Source organism: Streptomyces sp. SudanB25_2051, assembly GCF_964272635.1.
Lineage (GTDB): Bacteria > Actinomycetota > Actinomycetes > Streptomycetales > Streptomycetaceae > Streptomyces.
In genome coordinates, this window is record NZ_OZ186787.1 from 1,815,296 (window position 1) to 1,832,959 (window position 17,664).

The following is a 17,664-nucleotide window of genomic DNA, read 5'->3' on the forward strand; positions in this document are numbered from 1 at the left end:
CGGCATGAAAGAGGCGACGGCGCAGGTCCGGTGGGAGGAGTGCACACAGCGGCCACTGCTGGCCCTGGCGGTGGCGTTCGGTGTCGCGTACGCGGTGCCGATCGTCGCTCCCGGCGCCGAGCCGTGGGTGCACCGGCTGTGTCTGGGCCTGGAGTGGACGGTGTGGGCGGCTTTCGCCGCGGACTACCTCGTGCGGCTGTACCTGGCGCCGGCGCGTCGGGTGTTCGTACGGGCTCACTGGCTGGACCTCCTGGTGGTGCTGCTTCCGCTGATCCAGCCGCTGCGGCTGCTGCGGCTGGTGTCGACGCTGGTGCTGGTGGGCAAGCGGGCCCGGATGGCGTCGCAGGTGCGCCTGACGACCTACGTGGCCGGCTCGGTGGTCGGGCTGATGATGTTCGGCTCGCTCGCCGTGCTCCAGGTGGAGCGCGAGGCGCCGGACGGGAACATCCGGACGCTGGGCGACGCGGTGTGGTGGTCGTTCACGACGATGACGACGGTGGGCTACGGCGACCACGCGCCGAAGACCGGGCTCGGCCGGCTGCTGGCGGTGGGCCTGATGCTGTCGGGCATCGCCCTGCTGGGTGTGGTGACGGCGAACATCGCCGCGTGGTTCATCGCCCGCTTCGAGCGGGACGACGCGGAGGAGCGGCACCGGACCGCCGTACTGGAGGCCCTGACGCATGAGGTGCGGGAGCTGCGCGCCGAGGTCGCCCGCCTCTCCGCCACCCGCGCGACGCCCGGCACCGACGCACCGGACACCCCGGCCCCACGTCTCCCGGACCAGTCCCCACCGGATCGGTCCGCACCGGATCGGTCCTCACCGGAGGGGTCGGCCCCGCGCCCGCCGGACCGGCCGGCCCCGCCCGCACCGGACCCGCCGGCCCTGCCGGGAGCCGTCCGTGCCCCGACCGGACCGGCCGGCTCCGCGCCCGCCGGACCACTCGGTCCCCTCACCTGACCAGCCGGCTGTTCCCTCCCCGGTCCGACCGGCCCCGCGCCCGCCGGACCGGGGGCGTCGCTCTCGCCGGACCGCCTGACCGGGCCAGTAACGGCGCAGAGCGCGGGCCGGGTCCAGGCGAGGGCCCCCGGTCAAGCGGGCCCTGGCCTGGTGCGGGTCCGGCCTCAGTTCTCCCAGATCTTGATCGCGCGGACCTGGTAGGGCGAGCGCGGCACCCATGTGCCGCTGCCCGGGTAGGTCTCGAACTCCCCCGTCTCCCCGCACGTGGCGGACTGGTAGGTGGTGACCGGTCGTCCTGTGCGGTTGGCGAGGGCCGCCGCCGTGGTGCCCGCGGGCAGCGCCACGCAGCTGTCGACGTCCGTCGTGGCCAGCTCGTGTGTCTGCCGCTTGCCCTTGAAGCCCTCCTTCCCCCACAGGCACAGCTGGCCGCTGTCGCACGGCCCGAGGGTGGGCGGCGCGGCGCCGGCGGGCGCGGCGAAGGCGGACAGCGCGGCGATGGCGAGCGCGCTCATGCCGAGCACGGCGGTGGTGAGGACGGGACGTGAGGACGTACGCATGGGAATCAACCCCCCGAGTCGTGACACTCCGTATCGATGTCTGACCCGAGCTTGACGCAGAGTGACAGTCGAAGGGAAGGGCTCGCGGGATCATCCACCCGGAAGAGTGACGGAGAGTAGCGGGGATGACGGGTGAGGCGGCATGCCGAAGGCCCCGGCGCCATGGTGCGCCGGGGCCTTTGACCTGGTGCTTCGCGATCGTGCCGCCAGGGTCAGATGTGGACGCCGCCCCCGCCGGCCTCGGCGTTGGCGCCACGCTTGGTGAACGTCGCGACGAGAGCCGCCAGGACCGCCACGACACCGGCGACGGTGAAGGCCAGGCCCATGCCCGACATGAAGGTGTCGTGGATGACCTTGCTGATCGTCCCCATCATGTCCGGCGTCATCCCGGGAGCCTTGGCGAGCTCCTGCGGGACCATGCCGAACTCCGCCGCCTGCTCCAGCTCCGGCGCGGGCGGCACGGGGATGCCGGCGTCCTTCCAGTTGTCCTCGAAGTCGGCGTTGACCTTGGAGGACATCACCGCGCCGAGCACGGCCGTGCCCAGGGCGCCGCCGACCTGCATGGCGGCCTGCTGGAGGCCGCCGGCCACGCCGGACAGCTCCAGCGGGGCGTTGCCGACGATGACCTCGGTGGCGCCCACCATGACGGGCGCGAGGCCCAGCCCGAGGAGGGCGAACCAGAACGACGTGGCGAGCGTGCCCGTCCCGGGCGCGAGGGTGAGCATGCCGAACATCGCGGCGGCGGTGCAGAGCATGCCGCCGACGAGCGGGATGCGCGGGCCGAACTTGGTGATCAGGGCGCCGGCGAGCGGCGAGGAGACGATCATCATGGCCGTCAGCGGCAGCAGGCGCAGTCCGCTGTCGACGGGGCTGAGGCCCTTGACGCCCTGGAGGTAGAACGTCACGAAGAACAGGCCGCCCATGAAGGCGAACGCCATGAGGACCATGAGGACCACGCCCGCGGAGAGCGGGACGGAGCGGAACAGCCCGAGCGGGACGAGCGGCTCGCGGACCTTGAGCTGCCACAGGGCGAAGAGTGTGAAGAGGACGACGGCGCCGAGCAGGAACGCCCACGTCTTGCCGCTGCCCCAGCCCCAGCTCTCTCCGGCCTTGATGATTCCCCAGATCAGGGAGGCCATGGCCGCGGAGAGGAGCACGATGCCGAGCAGGTCGAAGGAGCGCGGCGCGTTCTCCGCCCGGTGGTCCTTGAGGATCACGAAGCCGAGGGCCACCGCGAGGATGCCGACGGGCACGTTGATGAAGAACACCGACTGCCAGCTGACGTGCTCGACGAGGAGGCCGCCGACGATCGGGCCGCCCGCGGTCGAGGCGCCGATGACCATGCCCCAGATGCCGATGGCCATGTTGAGCTTCTCGGCGGGGAAGGTGGCGCGCAGCAGGCCGAGCGCGGCCGGCATCAGCAGGGCGCCGAAGAGGCCCTGGAGCACGCGGAAGGCGATGACCAGGGCGATGGAGTCGGAGAGGCCGATCGCCGCGGAGGAGGCCGCGAACCCGGCGATGCCTATGAGGAACGTCTGGCGGTGGCCGAAGCGGTCACCGAGCTTGCCCGCCGTGATCAGCGCGACGGCGAGGGCGAGCAGATAGCCGTTGGTGATCCACTGGACATCGGAGAGGGACGCGTTGAGATCCCGCTGGATCGCGGGGTTGGCGATGGCGACGATCGTGCCGTCAAGCGCGACCATCATCACACCGACGGCGACACTGAACAGCGTGAGCCACGGGTGGCCCCGCAGCCCCCTGGCCGGTGCGGGCACGGGTTCGGGGCTCTGTGGTGCCTTATGGATGGTGGTCTGACCAGTCATACCGGCGAGGCTAGTGTCAGCCACTGACAATTGACAAAGCAATTCATACGCCGGTAACTGTCACCTGGCTCACATTCGGGCGGAGCCGGTGAAGAACGGGAAACGAGGACATGAAGTGACGGTTGGGCAGTCGCCCTCGCCGGGGCCCGCCCCCGGCCTGCGGGAGCGGAAGAAGCAACGCACCCGCACCGCCCTGCTGCGCACCGCGCTCGAACTCTTCACGACGAAGGGGTACGAGGAGACGACGGTCGACGAGATCACCGAGGCCGTCGAGGTGTCCCAGCGCACCTTCTTCCGCTACTTCGCCGGCAAGGAGGCCGCCGCCTTCGCCGTGCAGGCGATGACGGAGCAGCACTTCGTGGAGGCGCTGCGGGCACGCCCCGCCGGGGAGGGCCCGTTCGACGCCCTGCGCAACTCCGTCCTCGAGACCTGGGACACGATCGGCGAGGCCATCACCGAGATCGTCCCCGTCGACGTCTACCTGCGGATGCTCCAGGTGATCGAGTCGACGCCGACGCTGCTCGCCGTCCATCTGCGCCGCTCCCTGGACGTGGAGGAGTACGTCGCCCGGCTCATCGCCGAACGCGAAGGCCTCGACGTGGACGCCGACCCCAGGCCGCGCGTGGTCGTCGCCTGCTTCGGCAGCGTCATGCGGGCCGCCGGCCAGCTGTGGGTCCAGGGCCACGAACCGAGCCTGGACAGCCTCCGGGCCCTCACCGTCCGCTACCTGGACCACCTGGGGCCCGCGCTCGCCACGGACTGGCGCGAAACCTCCGCTCCCACGCCCCGCCCACCGGCGAAGGGCACGAACAGCGTGTGACCGCCGCCCCCGCCTGGGCGTCACCGCGGTGACGCGCCGTACAGCGGGGGCGGTGCCCGCCCCGGAGGGGCGCGGCAAACCGTGATCTGCGTCACGCCTGCCACGGAGGCCCCGCGCTCTCTCCTAGGGTGTCTCGTAGTGACTCCCACCATCGCCTCCTCCTCGCCCACCGTCTGGCGGACCCTGCTGGCCCTCGCGGTGATCTTCGTTCTCCTCGCCACGTCCGGATGGACCGGCCCGCCCCGCGCGCGCACCGTCCCGGCGGACGCGTGGGGAGCGGCGGCCGCGGCGTGGCGCGCCGACCGGATCGGCGGCCGCCCGCTCCCCGGCCTCACCGCGCCGTCGGTCCGCCTGGCGGCGTTCTTCGCCTCGCTCAGGCCCGCCCAGCGGAACCGGCTCGCCGAGCGGCATCCGCTGCTGGTCGGCAATCTCGACGGCGTCCCGGTCCGTCTGCGCTACCAGGCGAACCGGCACACGCTGCGCCGGGCCCTCGCCGCCGAGCGCGCCCGCGTCGCGGACCGGCGGCTCTCCGCCGAAGGCCGCGGGGAGGCGGCGCGGCGGGTGCACCGCTTCTCGTCGCTCCTGTCGGGCGCACGGCAGATCCTGGCGTTCGATCCGTCGGGAAAGGGCCGGGTCGCGGAGGTGTTCGGGGACCTGGAGCGCGCCGAGCGGGTCTCGGTGGTCGTCCCGGGCGTCGACACGCATCTGCTGACCTTCGAGAAGACCGCCCGCCGCTACACGGCGCCGTACGGGATGGCCGAGTCCCTGTACGCCGCCCAGCGCGCGGCCGAGCCGCGTGTGCGGACCGCCGTCATCGCGTGGGCCGACTACACGGCGCCCACCGGCGTCGGCATGGACGCGATGACGGGGAAGCTCGCAGCGGAGGGCTCGCTGCGGCTCGCCTCCCTGACGCGGGCGCTGCCCGGCTCGTCGCGCGTCTCGCTGTTCTGCCACAGCTACGGCTCCGTGGTGTGCGGGCTCGCCGCGCGCCGCCTGCCTTCGCGGGTCGCCGACATCGCCGTGGCCGGGAGCCCCGGCATGCGGGCGGAGACGGCCGCCGCGCTCGGCACGCGGGCACGGGTGTGGGCCATGCGGGACGCCGACGACTGGATCGCCGACGTGCCGCACCTGGACGTCGGCGGCCTGGGGCACGGCGCCGACCCGGTGGCGCCCGAGTTCGGTGCGCGGCTGCTGTCGGCGGACGGCGCCGCGGGGCACGGCGGGTACTTCGTGCCGGGCACCGAGAGCCTGCGGAACTTCGCGGAGATAGGGGTCGGGACGTACGAGGACGTGCGCTGCGCCGACGCGGCGGACCGCTGCCGCGGCGGTTCTTCCGGTGCCGCGCCGGGCGGACCCGCGTAGAAGTCGGGCAGCGCAGTCCATTTCCACCCGTCTTCCAGGGGGCGACGCGCGGGCGCCCGCCGCATACGATGAGGCACATGGGTGATGTGCTGGCCGGAATTCATGCCACCTGGGAGTTCGAAACCGACGCCGTGCTCATCCGCTTCGAACGGGGAATCCGCGCGCCGAAGCTGTTCCAGACGCTGCGCGAAAGACGCGTGCCGCACGCGGCACTGGCATCGGTGACGCTCTCCCCCGGCAAGCGGGGCACGGTGGTTCTGCATGCCGTGCCGCGGGCGGGCGCCGACCCGCTGATGGCAGTGGCGGACGGGCAGTTGAAGGAGAGCTGCGACCCGTACCGGCTGGTGCTGCCCGCCGACCGGGAGACCCTCGCCGAGTACTACGCCGACGAGCTCAGAGCGCGGCTCGTGCCGGAGCGCGGCGAGCCGGCCGAGCGGTTCCTCGTGGCCGCTCCGGAGCCGCCGGTGCAGTTCAAGGCGTACGACGGCAAGGCGTCCTTCGATGGCCGGAACGTTTCCTTCCGATGGTTCTGGACGGGTGCCTCGTCGGCCAAGTGGAAGGCGGGCGACCAGTCCTTCGCGGTGAGCGACCTCAGCGGGGTGGAGTGGCGTTCGCCCGATGTCCTCGACGGCTATCTGAGGCTGGTGCGGCGCGGCGCCGGCGACGCGGCGCCGGTCCAGCCGGACCAGGACCCGGCGGCGGTCGTGTTCGGCCTCGGGTACGGCCCGGTCCACGAGTCGCTGCCGTTCGCCGCCGCCGTGCTCCAGGCCGTACGGGACGCCGACCGGGCGGTGCCCGTACCGGTTCCGGTCGGGGCCGGCAGGCGCGACCCGGCGGACATAGCGGACCGGATCAGACATCTCGGAGATCTGCACCAGGCGGGACTGGTGACGGACGAGGAGTTCACGGCGAAGAAGGCGGAGCTCCTCGCCGAGCTGTAGGGCGTTCGGGCGCCTGGGGCCGAGGCGCGTGGGCCGGCGTCCCGCGGGCGGGCTCTGCCGCTCCGATGCCGGGCCCGCGGCCCCGCCGCGGCGGGCGCGGCGGGCACGGCGGGCGCGGCGGGCGCGGCGGGCGCGGCGGGCGCGGCGGGCGCGGCGGGCGCGGCGGGCGCGGCGGGCGCGGCGGGCGTGTCATACCAGGGTATGAGGCGGGCAGTTGGCTCCCTGGTATGACGCCGGTCGGTACGGCGCGTGCCTAGGCTTCCGGGACCATGAGCACCCTTCCCCCGCCCCTCCCGCCGGACGACCCGCCCCGCCCTCGGCGGGAGGACCCGTTCCCCTTCCCGCCCCGGCCCGCGCCGCCTCCGCCTACGCGCGCGCAACGGGCGCTGGCCGGTGCGCGGCGCTTCACGGGGGATGCGGTGCGGGCGCTGGGCGCGGCCCTGTCGACGCCCGCCGAACCGGGGGTGCCGCTGCTGGGCCAGGCGGGATCGCGGTGGATGCGGCTCGTGCCGTACGGGGTGGCGCTGGCGCTCATCGCGTCGCTGCTGCCCGTCACGGTGCTGGTGCTCATCAACGACTACGGCGTGAACGGCGGTATCGCCGGGCTGCTGGCCACGGCGCAGACCGCTCCCCTGCTGATGGCCGTGGCCCGGCCCCTCCAGGCGTGGTGGGTGGTCTTCCCCGCCGACGTCCTCGGCGCCGTGGTCACCATGAACGCGGATGCCGCGGAGGGCCGGCCGTGGCCGTGGACGCCGATGGTGATCGTCGGCTATCTCGCGCTGATGCTTCCCGTGGGGCTGCGCGAACAGCGGCGGACGCTGGTCGGTGTGTGGCTGGTGACGGGCGCCGCCGGGTTCATCCTGGAGCAGGTCGGCCAGGCGCGCGGGGGCGGCACCGTCCATCTGGTGCTGTTCGTGCTGAGCGGTGTCGTCCTGCTGATAACCGGGATGCTCAGGGAGCGGGGCGACGCCCGGCGCCGGCTGGTGGAGCAGGAGACGATCAGCGAGGCCGAACGGGCCCGGCGGACGCTGCTGGAGGAACGGGCCCGGATCGCCCGCGAGTTGCACGACGTGGTCGCCCACCACATGTCGGTGATCACCGTGCAGGCGGATTCGGCGCCCTACCGGATCGAGGGCCTCTCCGAGGCGGCGCGTGAGGAGTTCTCCTCCATAGCGTCGTCCGCGCGCGAGTCCCTGACCGAGATGCGGCGGCTGCTGGCCGTCCTGCGCAGCGAGAACACCGAGGGCGAGCGGGCCCCGCAGCCGGGCATCGACCGGGTGCAGCAGCTGGTGGAGGCGACGATACGGGCGGGACTGCCCGTGGAGCTGCGGCTGGAGGCCGACCTGGGCCCGGTGCCGCAGGCCGTGGACCTGTCGGCGTACCGGATCGTGCAGGAGGCCCTCGCGAACGTGGTGCGGCACGCGCCGGGCGCCCGGACGCGGGTGTCCCTCTCCCGCTCCCCCAACTGGCAGTGGCTGATCGTCCTCGTCGTCAACGGCCCGCCCGCCCAGTCCGCTTCGCCGTCGATGCCGGTGGAGACCTCGGGGACGGGACACGGTCTGATCGGGATGCGCGAGCGCGTACGGTTGACCGGGGGGAGCCTCGACACGGGACCGCTGCCGGACGGCGGCTTCCGGGTGGCGGCGCGGCTGCCGCTGACGGTACGGCTTCCCTGACCATCGAGCATGGGGGGAACTCGTGACCATCCGCGTGATCATCGTCGACGACCAGGCCATGGTGCGGGCGGGATTCGCCGCGCTGTTGTCGGCGCAGCCCGACATCGACGTCGTGGGCGAGGCGCCGGACGGGCGGGCCGGGGTCGAGGTGGGCCGCTCCACGCACCCCGACGTGGTGCTGATGGACGTGCGCATGCCGGAGATGGACGGGCTCGCGGCGGCCCGCGAGCTGCTGAACCCGCCGCCCGGCGTGACGCACCGGCCGAAGGTCCTCATGCTGACGACGTTCGACGTGGACGACTACGTGTACGAGGCGCTGCGCGCCGGTGCGTCCGGCTTCCTCCTCAAGGACGCCCCGCCGGCCGATCTGATCGCCGCCGTGCGGGTGGTCGCGGGCGGTGAGGCCCTGCTCGCCCCGTCCGTGACGCGGCGGCTCATCGAGGACTTCGCCGCCCAGCGCCCCGCGCCGCGCAAGGAGCGCTCCGTGCGGCTCAACGGCCTGACGCCGCGTGAGACGGAGGTACTGGAGCTGGTCGCCCGCGGCCTGTCCAACCAGGAGATCGCCGCGCGGCTCGTCCTCGCCGAGCAGACCGTGAAGACCCACATCGGGCGGGTCCTCGCCAAGCTCGAGCTGCGCGACCGGGCGCAGGCGGTGGTGTTCGCCTACGAGTCGGGGCTGGTCACGCCCGGCGAAACGGTGTGACCGCCCGGCCCCGTCCCGGACCGCCGGGGTAGGACACCCCGCCCGGCCCCGTCCCGGACCGCCGGGGTAGGACACCCCCTACCCCGGTATCACTCCGGAGTTGGCTCCGCAGGGTGACGTTCGCCCGGGTGCCGTCTTCCTACCTTCCTCCTCGTCGCACCGCACGAGGCAGGAAGAGGGGGGCGTCATGCGCCGTTTCAAGAGGACTCTGGTGGCAGCCGCGCTGGCCACGACCGTCGTCGCCGGGACCACCGGGTGGGCGTCGGGAACGGCGCAGCAGGCCATGACGGGCCCGCCGCCGGGGACTTCCCAGTGGGTCGCCGACACGTCGCTGGGACGGCCGCTGCCCGACCCCGACCGGGCCTCGCCCGCCGAGGTGGCCGCGTTCTTCCGGGGCCTGGACGAGGCGCAGCGGCACCGGCTCGCCCGGCGGCACCCGGGCGTGGTGGGCAATCTGGACGGGGTCCCGGTGGCCCTGCGGTACGAGGCGAACGCCCTGGCGGCGGCCCGCGACGCGCGGTACGGGCATCTGGCCGGCCGCCGCCTCCTGGCCTTCGACCCGCGGGGGCGCGGCCTGGTGGCGGAGGTGTTCGGCGACCTGGAGCGCAGCCGCCATGTGGCGGTCGTGGTGCCGGGCTCGGACATCGACGCGGGGTCGTACGACCGCGCCCGGTCCCCGTACGGCACGCCGGCCGGGATGGCGCGGCAGCTGCGCGCGGCGACACGGGGGCGCACCGCGGTGATCGCCTGGGCCGGGTACACGACTCCGGTCGGGGTCGGCCCGGACGCGGCGACCGGCGGCCTCGCCGAGGCGGGGGCGGAGCGGCTGGCCCGCCTCACCGGCGGGCTCGTCGCGACGGGCGCACCGGCCCCGTCGCTGTTCTGCCACAGCTACGGCTCCGTGGTGTGCGGGCTGGCGGCGGCGGACGTGAAGGCCAAGGACCTGGTGGTCTTCGGGTCGCCGGGGATGCGTGCGGCGAACGTCGCGGAGCTGGGCACGAACGCCCGGGTGTGGGCCGCGAAGGCACCGGACGACTGGATATCGAGGGTGCCCCATGTGGCGTTCCTGGGGCTGGGGCACGGTGAGGACCCGGCGTCCGACGCGTTCGGCGCCCGCCGGGTGCCCGCGGAGGGCGCCCGCGGCCACGACGGGTACTTCGCGCCCGGCACCGACTCGCTGCGCGCGTTCGCCGCGATCGCCCGAGGGGAGGCGGCGTGAAGCTCGCCGACCGCATCGAACAGCGCACACCGGCCCATCGCGACCGGGCCGTCGACGGACTGCGCGCCCTGGCGCTGCTGGCCGTGCCGACCGGGCACTGGCTGCTCGGCGGGTTCACCCTGGACGCCGACGGTGCGATCCACAACGCCAGTCCGCTGTCCGCGTTCGGGGGCCTCGCGCCCGCCAGCTGGGTCCTGCAGATGCTCGGCGTCTTCTTCCTCGTCGGCGGTTACGCCTCCGTGCTGTCCTACCGGCGACGGCCGGGCGGCACCGGGCAGTGGCTGCGCGGCAGGAGCGCCCGGCTCGGCCGGCCCGTGCTGGGGGTCACCGCCGTGTGGGCCGGGCTGGCAGCCGCCGGCTCGGCGGCGGGCATACCCGGCGACACCCTGCGGACCGGGGCGACGCTGGTGATCCAGCCCCTGTGGTTCGTGGGCGTGTACACGGTGGTCACCGCGCTGACGCCCTGGTGTGTGCGGGCCTCGCGGGTCATGGGGGCGTGGGCGGCGGCGCCGCTGCTCGCGACCGTCGCCGTGGTGGACCTGCTGCGGTACGGGCCGTACGCCGAGGCGGTCCCGTCGTGGCTGGGCGTGCTGAACGTGCTGCCGGGCTGGCTGTTCGCGTACCAGCTGGGGGTGTCGTGGGGGGAGCGCCGGATCGGCCGGCGGGAGGCATGGGTGCTGCTCGTCGGCGGGGCGGTCCTGTTCGCCGCGCTGCTGGCGGTGTTCCACTACCCGGCGTCGATGGTGGGGGTGCCGGGCGAGGCGCGCACCAACTCGCACCCGCCGTCGCTGCTGGTCCTGGCCCTGGCGTCCGCGCAGAGCGGCGCCGCGATACTGCTGCGGGACCGGATCGGCGCGCTGCTGCGGCGGCCCGCCCTGTGGGCGCCCGTCGTGGTGGTCAACCTGTCGGCGATGACGATCCTGTGCTGGCACCAGACGGCGATGCTCGCGGCGGCCGTGCCCGCGTCGCTGACGGCCGGTGCGGTACCCGGACTGACCACCGCGCCGGACACCCTGGGGTGGTTGGCGGCACGGGTGGCGTGGCTGCCGGTGTTCGCGGTGCTGCTGGTGCTGATAGCCCGGTACGCGCGGGTCTTCGAGGCGCCGTGGACCAGGGCCACACGGGCGGGCCGCGCGGCGGCGGGCATCCTGGCGGCCGGCTTCATGGCCTTCGCCCTCGGCCTGGCCTGAGGAACGCCCAGGGGGCGCGTGGCGGGCGCCGGTCGCGGGGGCGCGGGCGGGCGCCGGTCGCGAGGCGCGGGCGGGCGCGGGCGCGGGCGCGTTCCGGTTCCGTGCCGCCCGACGGCCGGCCCCGCCGGCGGCCCCGTGGCGTGGTCCTTCGCGGCGTCCCGTCCGTCCGGCCCCGCCGCCCGCCCGCGGTGCTCAGGAGTCGTACGAGCGGATGAGGCGGGCGAGCTGTCGGCCGGTGACGCGCAGGGGCTCCTCGCTGCGGTTGACCTGGGCGGTGACCTCGGCGCCTTCGAGGGCGCAGATGACGGTGGCCGCCAGTTCGGCGGCGCTCTGGGAGGAAAGGCCGCACCGCAGCAGCTTGTCGCGGACCAACTGCTCCCAGTCGCGCAGCGCTTCGGCGCACGCCCGCTGGATCTCCGAGTCGGTGCCGAGGGTCTCCAGGGCCGCCGCCGTGACGGGGCAGCCGTCCGTCCAGCCGGATTCGCGCAGTTCGTCGGCGAGGCGCCCGGCGCAGGCCGTCACCGCGTCCGCGGGGTCGTCCTCGCTGTCCAGCGCCTCGCGCAGCAGCGCCGCGAACTCCTCGCTGCCGCGCTTGATCGCGGCGACGGCGACGGCTTCCTTGCCGCCCGGGAAGAAGTGGTAGACGGAGCCGAGGGTCGCCTGCGCCTCCTGGGCGATCTGCTTGATGCCCGTGCCGACGTAGCCCTGCCGCTGCAGGAGGCGCGCTGCCGCGACGACGATCCGGTCCCGAGTGCTGGTCTCCATGCGGCCAGCGTACCGACCCACTGAGTAGAGCGTTCGTTCTAGAGGTGTGGTACGTTTCCGTCGCGCCCTAAATAGAGCGCTCGTTTTAGTGAGGGATGGAGAGATCATGAGCAACAGCGCCAAGCAGTCGGTCACCGTCATCGGCCTCGGCCCCATGGGGCAGGCCATGGCCGGCGCCTTCCTCGACCACGGCTACGACGTCACCCTGTGGAACCGCACCGCGTCGCGCGCGGACGCCCTGGTCGCGCGCGGTGCGGTGCTCGCGCCGACCGTGGAGGAGGCCCTCGCCGCCAACGAGCTGGTCGTCCTCAGCCTCACCGACTACGACGCGATGTACGCCCTGCTGGAGCCCGCGTCGGCCGCCCTGGCAGGCCGGGTCCTGGTCAACCTCAGCTCGGACACGCCGGAGAAGGCGCGCGCGGCGGCCCGCTGGGCGGCCGAGCGGGGTGCCGTCCAGCTGACCGGCGGCGTCACCGTGCCGCCCTCCGGGATCGGCCAGGCCGAATCGAAGACCTTCTACAGCGGCCCGCGCGAGGTGTTCGAGCGCCACCTGCCCGCGCTGCGGGTGATCACGGGCCGGACCGACCACCGGGGCGAGGACCCGGGGCTCGCCGCGCTCATGTACCAGATCGGCATGGTGATGTTCTGGAGCTCCATGCTGAGCTACTGGCAGGCGATCGCCCTCGCCGACGCCAACGGCCTGAAGGCGGCGGACATCCTGCCGCACGCCGTGGAGACCGCGAACTCGCTGCCCGGCTTCTTCTCCTTCTACGCCGAGCGCGTCGACGCGGGCCGGCACACCGGTGACGTCGACCGCCTCGCGATGGGCACGGCCAGCGTCGAGCACGTCCTGCACACCAACGCGGACGCCGGAGTCGACACCACGCTCCCGGCGGCGCTCGTCGAGCTCTTCCGGCGCGGCCTGGACGCCGGCCACGCCGCGGACAGCTGCTCCGCCCTGGTGGAGCTGATGAAGAAGGCCGCGGCGTAACCGGCCCCTCCGGAGCCGCACTTCACCGCGCGGGCCGCCGCGGCGCGGTGGAGCGGGGCCCCGGACGGCCCGAGCGGTGCGCCGCGGCCGCCTTCCGCCGCGGCACGCGGGCGCGGACCGCGCGGAGGCGGGGCCGCCCGGCACCGCGCGGAGGCGGGGCCGCCCGGTACGGGAGCTACTTCTCGCGGGCGGCGGAGGTGAGGGACATGTCCGAGTAGCGGCTGCCCGCCACCTGGGCGGCGATGGGTTCGAGGAGGTCGAGTTCGGAGTCGGTGAGGACGATGCGGGTGGCGGCGGTGTTCTCCAGGAGGCGGTCGCGCTTGCGGGTGCCCGGGATGGGGACGACGGGCAGGCCGTGGACGGCGGCGCGCTGGTGGACCCAGGCCAGGGCGACCTGGGCGAGCGTGGCGCCGTGTGCGGCGGCGATGGAGCGCACCGGTTCCAGGAGGGCGGCGTTGCTGCGGGCGTTGTCGCCGGAGAACCGCGGCTGCGTGCGCCGGAAGTCGTCCTCGGACAGTTCCCGGGAGGCGTCGGTGAACGCTCCGGTGAGGAAGCCCCGGCCGAGCGGCGAGTACGGGACGAGGGCGACACCGAGTTCCGCGGCGGCGGGCACGGCGCTCTCCTCCACGTCGCGGGAGAACAGCGACCACTCCGACTGCAGCGCGGCGATGGGGTGGACGGCGTGGGCCTCGCGCAGCTCGTCGCCGGTCACCTCGCTCAGGCCCAGGTGCTTGACCTTGCCCTCGCGGACGAGGTCCGCCATGGCGCCGACGGATTCGGCGAGCGGGACGGCCGGGTCGCGGCGGTGCATGTAGTAGAGGTCGATGACCTCGACGCCCAGGCGGCGCAGGCTGTCCTCGACGGCGGACTTGATGTAGGCGGGGTCGTTGCGGACGGCCCGCTGGGCGGGGTCGTCGCCGCGCACGACGGCGAACTTGGTCGCCAGGGTGATCTCGTCGCGGTGGGCGGCGACGAACGGGGCGAGGAACTCCTCGTTCGCACCGCGCCCGTAGATGTCGGCGGTGTCGATCAGGGTGACACCCGCTTCGAGGGCGGCGTCGAGGGTGTCGCGGGCCGCCGCCTCGTCCGTGTCGCCGTAGAACTCGCTCATGCCCATGGCGCCCAGCCCCTGGACGCCCACCATCGGGCCCCCGGCGCCGAGCCGTACCTGGGGGATCTTCTCTGCTGAGGTCATCGTGCGGACCTTTCCGGCGCCCGTCGGGCACCCGCGTAGTGGTCGATCTTGTAGTCGAGTACGGCGAGGGTCTCGTGGAGTTCGGTGATGCGGGAGAGGACGTCGCGGCGGGTGGCCTCCAGCAGTTCGCGCCGCTCGTCGAAGGTGTGGTCGCCGGCGCGGACCAGCTCGGCGTAGCGGACCATCGCGGCGACGGGCATGCCGGTCAGCCGCAGCTTGCCGACCAGGGTCAGCCAGTCCAGGTCCCGGTTGGTGAAGCGGCGCTGGCCGGTGGCGGACCGGTCGACGTGCGGCATCAGGCCGATGCGCTCGTACCAGCGCAGGGTGTGGGCGCTGAGGCCGGTCCAGGCCGCGACCTCGCTGATCGTGTACTGGTCCCGCCCGTCGGGGCGGGGGTGGCGGGGCGGTGGGGCGGCGCAGGCATCGGGGGTCCTGGTGGCCGCCGGAGTGCTCTCGATCACCGTCATGCCCCCACGCTAGGACCTTCGAGCGCACTCGAAGCAAGCGCCGCGACGAGCCCGTACGGGTGAGCAAGTACGCTCGTCCGCATGCAGAGCCTGGCGATGATCGAGAACTGGCCCGTGCCGACCGCGGCCGCCGCAGTCGTCCGCGCGGACGGCACGCTCGCGGGCGCCCGCGGGCCGACGGCGCGGCGGTTCCCGCTCGCCTCGGTGACGAAGCCGCTCGCCGCGTACGCGGTGCTCGTCGCGTACGAGGAGGGCGCCGTCGAGCTGGACGAGCCGGCCGGTCCCGAGGGTTCGACGGTGCGCCACCTGCTCGCGCACACCTCGGGCCTCGCGTTCGACGAGCACCGGGTGATGGCCGCGCCCGGCACCCGGAGGATCTACTCGAACGCCGGCTTCGAGGTGCTGGCCGACCATGTGGCGAAGGCCACCGACATTCCGTTCGGGGAGTATCTGCGCCAGGCCGTGCTGCAGCCGCTGGGGATGGCCGACACCTCCCTGGAGGGCTCGGCCGCGAAGGACGCGGTCTCCACGGTCGACGACCTCGCGCGGTTCGCGGCCGAGGTGCAGGCGCCCCGGCTGCTGGACGCCCGGACGGTGCTGGAGGCCATGACCGTCGTCCACCCCGGCCTGACCGGCATCCTGCCCGGCTACGGCCACCAGCGGCCCAACGACTGGGGGCTCGGCTTCGAGATCCGGGACGGCAAGTCCCCGCACTGGACGGGCGCTTCGTCGTCGCCCCGGACCTTCGGGCACTTCGGGCAGTCGGGCACGTTCCTGTGGGTGGACCCGGACGCCGGAGCGGCCTGCGTGGCGCTGACGGACCGGGCGTTCGGACCGTGGGCCGTCGAGGCGTGGCCGCCGTTCACCGACGCGGTCCTCGCCGAACTGCGCGGGGCCCGGCCGGCCGCCTGACCCCGCGCGGGACGGCGGGGCGGAGCCCGCCCCGCGACCCCGCCGCAGGTCCCCCGCCGGTTCGCCGGACCCCCGCCGCAGGTCCCCCGCCGGTCCGCCGGACCCCCGGCGGGCCCTCAGCGGGGCGGAGCCGGGTGCGCCGGCGGGCGGGACATCCGCCAGCAGAGGACCTCGGCCGGGGTCAGCGCGGTCAGGCGCACGCCCCGGGCGTCCGTGACCCGGGCCGCGTCGCCCGGCGCCAGGTCCACCGCGCCGCTCCCCCGATCCGCGTCCACGGCCCCGCCGTTCAGACGGACCTCGCCGCGCACCACGTGGACGTAGACGAAGTCCCCGTCCGGTACGGCGCACCGCTCCCCCGCGTCCGGGCGGCACACGTGGAGTTCCGCGCCCGCCGCCGGCACCGCGTACGAGGCGGGCGCGCCGCCGCCGAGGCCGCGGACGATCCCGTACGACGGTTCGCCACCGGGCTCCAGCGGGGCCAGCCACATCTGCACGAACACCAGCGGCGCGGCGCCGTCGTTGCGCTCCACGTGCCGCACGCCGCCCGCCGAACTCAGGTGCTGGACGTCACCGGGCCTGACGAGGGTGGCGTGCCCGGCCGAGTCGCGGTGCGTCAGCTCGCCCTCCACGACCCAGGTGACGATCTCGGTGTGGCTGTGCGGGTGCTCGTCGAACCCGGCACCCGGTGCGAGCCGCTCCTCGTTGCAGGCGATGAGCGCGCCGAAGCGGAGGTTGTCCGGGTCGTAGTGCGGGCCGAACGAGAAGGCGTGCCGGGTCTCGATCCCGGCGTCCGGGTCGCCGCCCGGGTAGCGGTCCCCGGCCCTGTGTATGGAGATCACAGGCTCAACCGTAGACCGGCTGGACGGGCCGCCGTCCCGATAAGGCAGTCTTGTCCCGTGCCAGATCCCGCAGTGAACGACGCCCACCCGCACGCAGCGACCCTGAAGCGACTCGAACAGTCCGCCGGCCGGCTCGCCGCCAGCGCCATCGCGCGCATGGACGAGACACTGCCGTGGTACCGGGCGATGCCCCCGGAGAACCGTTCCTGGATCGGCCTGGTCGCCCAGGCCGGCATCGCCGCGTTCACCGAGTGGTTCCGGCACCCCGAGACCCCGCAGGCGATCTCCACCGACGTGTTCGGCACGGCGCCGCGCGAGCTGACGCGGGCGATCACGCTGCGCCAGACCGTCGAGATGGTCCGCACGACCATCGAGGTCATGGAATCGGCCATCGAGGAGGTCGCGGCCCCCGGCGACGCGTCGGTGCTCCGCGAGGCGCTGCTCGTCTACGCGCGGGAGATCGCCTTCGCGACGGCGCAGGTGTACGCGCAGGCCGCCGAGGCGCGCGGCGCGTGGGACGCCCGGCTGGAGTCCCTCGTCGTGAACGCGGTCCTGTCGGGCGAGGCCGACGAGGGCGCGGTCAGCAGGGCCGCCGCGCTCGGCTGGAACTCGCCGGAGCACGTGTGCGTCATCCTCGGCACCGCCCCGGACGGCGACAGCGAGCTGACCGTCGAGGCGATCCGCCGCGCCGCCCGCCACGCGAAGCTGCAGGTCCTCACCGGGGTGCTCGGCGACCGCCTGGTGGTGATCGCGGGCGGCAGCGACAACCCGCTGGCCGTCGCGAAGGCGCTGATCGGCCCGTACGCGGCGGGGCCCGTCGTGGCCGGCCCGGTCGTACCGGACCTGCTCGCGGCGACCCGGTCCGCGCAGGCCGCCGCCGCCGGCCTGAAGGCGTGCTCCGCCTGGCAGGACGCGCCCCGGCCCGTACTGGCGGACGATCTCCTGCCGGAGCGCGCGATCGCCTCCGACCCTTCCGCCCGGGAGCAGCTGGTGGAGGAGATCTACAGACCGCTGGAGGAGGCCGGCTCGGCCCTCCTGGAGACCCTGAGCGTCTACCTGGAGCAGGCGAGTAGTCTCGAAGGGGCCGCCCGGATGCTGTTCGTGCATCCCAACACCGTGCGCTACCGGCTGCGACGTGTGACCGATGTCACCGGCTGGTCGCCTTCGGATGTACGGTCGGCTTTCACACTGCGGATCGCACTGATCCTGGGGCGTCTGGCCGACAGTGAGGCACAGTCCTAGAGCT

At 74.1% G+C, this 17,664-nt stretch carries 17 protein-coding genes; 11 read left to right on the top strand and 6 right to left on the bottom strand.

Going from position 1 to position 17,664, the window contains the following annotated elements:
• Positions 1 to 4: 4 nt before the first annotated feature.
• Entirely contained in the window at positions 5 to 958 is a 954-nt protein-coding gene (locus ACSUPT_RS08045; protein WP_436943876.1) for a potassium channel family protein, read from the top strand.
• 164 nt (positions 959 to 1,122) lie between these two features.
• Here ACSUPT_RS08045 and ACSUPT_RS08050 read toward each other — a convergent pair whose 3' ends face one another.
• Both ACSUPT_RS08050 and ACSUPT_RS08055 read right to left on the bottom strand, forming a co-directional pair.
• A complete protein-coding gene (locus ACSUPT_RS08050) occupies positions 1,123 to 1,515 on the bottom strand; it encodes a peptidase inhibitor family I36 protein (protein WP_351967601.1) in 393 nt (130 codons plus the stop codon).
• A gap of 212 nt (positions 1,516 to 1,727) precedes the next feature.
• On the bottom strand, positions 1,728 to 3,338 hold the full coding sequence (locus ACSUPT_RS08055) for an MFS transporter (RefSeq protein WP_351967600.1): 1,611 nt from the start codon (positions 3,336 to 3,338) through the stop codon (positions 1,728 to 1,730).
• 115 nt (positions 3,339 to 3,453) lie between these two features.
• Here ACSUPT_RS08055 and ACSUPT_RS08060 point away from each other — a divergent pair, with 115 nt between their 5' ends.
• The 7 genes from ACSUPT_RS08060 (at position 3,454) to ACSUPT_RS08090 (ending at position 11,249) form a co-directional block, all read left to right on the top strand.
• The gene (locus tag ACSUPT_RS08060) at positions 3,454 to 4,158 is read left to right on the top strand and encodes a TetR/AcrR family transcriptional regulator (RefSeq protein ID WP_351967599.1); all 705 of its coding nucleotides are present in this window, start codon (positions 3,454 to 3,456) and stop codon (positions 4,156 to 4,158) included.
• Positions 4,159 to 4,296: 138 nt separating this feature from the next.
• On the top strand, positions 4,297 to 5,520 hold the full coding sequence (locus ACSUPT_RS08065) for an alpha/beta hydrolase (protein ID WP_436943879.1): 1,224 nt from the start codon (positions 4,297 to 4,299) through the stop codon (positions 5,518 to 5,520).
• 77 nt (positions 5,521 to 5,597) lie between these two features.
• Positions 5,598 to 6,461 (top strand): DUF4429 domain-containing protein, encoded by an 864-nt coding sequence (locus tag ACSUPT_RS08070; protein ID WP_436943880.1) that lies wholly within the window; start codon positions 5,598 to 5,600, stop codon positions 6,459 to 6,461.
• A gap of 269 nt (positions 6,462 to 6,730) precedes the next feature.
• Positions 6,731 to 8,137 carry a sensor histidine kinase gene (locus tag ACSUPT_RS08075; RefSeq protein ID WP_436943882.1) on the top strand — a complete coding sequence of 469 codons (1,407 nt, stop codon included), beginning with the start codon at positions 6,731 to 6,733 and terminating at the stop codon, positions 8,135 to 8,137.
• A gap of 22 nt (positions 8,138 to 8,159) precedes the next feature.
• Positions 8,160 to 8,840 (top strand): response regulator transcription factor, encoded by a 681-nt coding sequence (locus ACSUPT_RS08080; protein ID WP_351967595.1) that lies wholly within the window; start codon positions 8,160 to 8,162, stop codon positions 8,838 to 8,840.
• A gap of 187 nt (positions 8,841 to 9,027) precedes the next feature.
• A complete protein-coding gene (locus tag ACSUPT_RS08085; RefSeq protein WP_436943884.1) occupies positions 9,028 to 10,059 on the top strand; it encodes an alpha/beta hydrolase in 1,032 nt (343 codons plus the stop codon).
• Positions 10,056 to 11,249, top strand: coding sequence for an acyltransferase family protein (locus ACSUPT_RS08090; protein WP_436943886.1), 1,194 nt, complete (start codon positions 10,056 to 10,058; stop codon positions 11,247 to 11,249). The genes ACSUPT_RS08085 and ACSUPT_RS08090 overlap by 4 nt, the downstream gene beginning before the upstream one ends.
• Positions 11,250 to 11,441: 192 nt before the next feature.
• On the opposite strand, the gene ACSUPT_RS08095 is transcribed toward ACSUPT_RS08090, so the two are convergent.
• Positions 11,442 to 12,014 (bottom strand): TetR/AcrR family transcriptional regulator, encoded by a 573-nt coding sequence (locus tag ACSUPT_RS08095; protein WP_399217193.1) that lies wholly within the window; start codon positions 12,012 to 12,014, stop codon positions 11,442 to 11,444.
• A 106-nt stretch (positions 12,015 to 12,120) separates the two neighbouring features.
• Between ACSUPT_RS08095 and ACSUPT_RS08100 the strand changes: the two genes are divergently transcribed.
• Complete coding sequence (locus tag ACSUPT_RS08100; RefSeq protein ID WP_436943888.1) at positions 12,121 to 13,005, top strand: NAD(P)-dependent oxidoreductase; 885 nt, start codon at positions 12,121 to 12,123, stop codon at positions 13,003 to 13,005.
• A gap of 175 nt (positions 13,006 to 13,180) precedes the next feature.
• On the opposite strand, the gene ACSUPT_RS08105 is transcribed toward ACSUPT_RS08100, so the two are convergent.
• Complete coding sequence (locus ACSUPT_RS08105) at positions 13,181 to 14,200, bottom strand: aldo/keto reductase (protein ID WP_436943890.1); 1,020 nt, start codon at positions 14,198 to 14,200, stop codon at positions 13,181 to 13,183.
• Positions 14,197 to 14,667, bottom strand: coding sequence for a MerR family transcriptional regulator (locus ACSUPT_RS08110; RefSeq protein WP_351967588.1), 471 nt, complete (start codon positions 14,665 to 14,667; stop codon positions 14,197 to 14,199). Before ACSUPT_RS08110 ends, ACSUPT_RS08105 begins: the two co-directional genes overlap by 4 nt.
• A gap of 81 nt (positions 14,668 to 14,748) precedes the next feature.
• On the opposite strand from ACSUPT_RS08110, the gene ACSUPT_RS08115 reads away from it, so the two are divergent.
• Positions 14,749 to 15,579 carry a serine hydrolase domain-containing protein gene (locus tag ACSUPT_RS08115; RefSeq protein ID WP_351967587.1) on the top strand — a complete coding sequence of 277 codons (831 nt, stop codon included), beginning with the start codon at positions 14,749 to 14,751 and terminating at the stop codon, positions 15,577 to 15,579.
• A gap of 116 nt (positions 15,580 to 15,695) precedes the next feature.
• Here the strand turns inward: ACSUPT_RS08115 and ACSUPT_RS08120 are convergent, their stop codons facing one another.
• Positions 15,696 to 16,418: a pirin family protein gene (locus ACSUPT_RS08120; protein WP_351967586.1), complete on the bottom strand. Its 723-nt coding sequence runs from the start codon at positions 16,416 to 16,418 to the stop codon at positions 15,696 to 15,698.
• Positions 16,419 to 16,475: 57 nt separating this feature from the next.
• Here ACSUPT_RS08120 and ACSUPT_RS08125 point away from each other — a divergent pair, with 57 nt between their 5' ends.
• Positions 16,476 to 17,660 carry a PucR family transcriptional regulator gene (locus tag ACSUPT_RS08125; protein WP_351967585.1) on the top strand — a complete coding sequence of 395 codons (1,185 nt, stop codon included), beginning with the start codon at positions 16,476 to 16,478 and terminating at the stop codon, positions 17,658 to 17,660.
• Positions 17,661 to 17,664 lie beyond the last annotated feature (4 nt).

Excerpts from the sequence above, each read along its gene's own strand:
- ACSUPT_RS08045 (WP_436943876.1), top strand. The coding sequence starts at position 5 with ATGAAAGAGGCGACGGCGCAGGTCCGGTGGGAGGAGTGCACACAGCGG.
- ACSUPT_RS08050 (WP_351967601.1), bottom strand. The coding sequence starts at position 1,515 with ATGCGTACGTCCTCACGTCCCGTCCTCACCACCGCCGTGCTCGGCATG.
- ACSUPT_RS08055 (WP_351967600.1), bottom strand. The coding sequence starts at position 3,338 with ATGACTGGTCAGACCACCATCCATAAGGCACCACAGAGCCCCGAACCC.
- ACSUPT_RS08070 (WP_436943880.1), top strand. The coding sequence starts at position 5,598 with ATGGGTGATGTGCTGGCCGGAATTCATGCCACCTGGGAGTTCGAAACC.
- ACSUPT_RS08075 (WP_436943882.1), top strand. The coding sequence starts at position 6,731 with ATGAGCACCCTTCCCCCGCCCCTCCCGCCGGACGACCCGCCCCGCCCT.
- ACSUPT_RS08085 (WP_436943884.1), top strand. The coding sequence starts at position 9,028 with ATGCGCCGTTTCAAGAGGACTCTGGTGGCAGCCGCGCTGGCCACGACC.
- ACSUPT_RS08095 (WP_399217193.1), bottom strand. The coding sequence starts at position 12,014 with ATGGAGACCAGCACTCGGGACCGGATCGTCGTCGCGGCAGCGCGCCTC.
- ACSUPT_RS08100 (WP_436943888.1), top strand. The coding sequence starts at position 12,121 with ATGAGCAACAGCGCCAAGCAGTCGGTCACCGTCATCGGCCTCGGCCCC.
- ACSUPT_RS08105 (WP_436943890.1), bottom strand. The coding sequence starts at position 14,200 with ATGACCTCAGCAGAGAAGATCCCCCAGGTACGGCTCGGCGCCGGGGGC.
- ACSUPT_RS08110 (WP_351967588.1), bottom strand. The coding sequence starts at position 14,667 with ATGACGGTGATCGAGAGCACTCCGGCGGCCACCAGGACCCCCGATGCC.
- ACSUPT_RS08115 (WP_351967587.1), top strand. The coding sequence starts at position 14,749 with ATGCAGAGCCTGGCGATGATCGAGAACTGGCCCGTGCCGACCGCGGCC.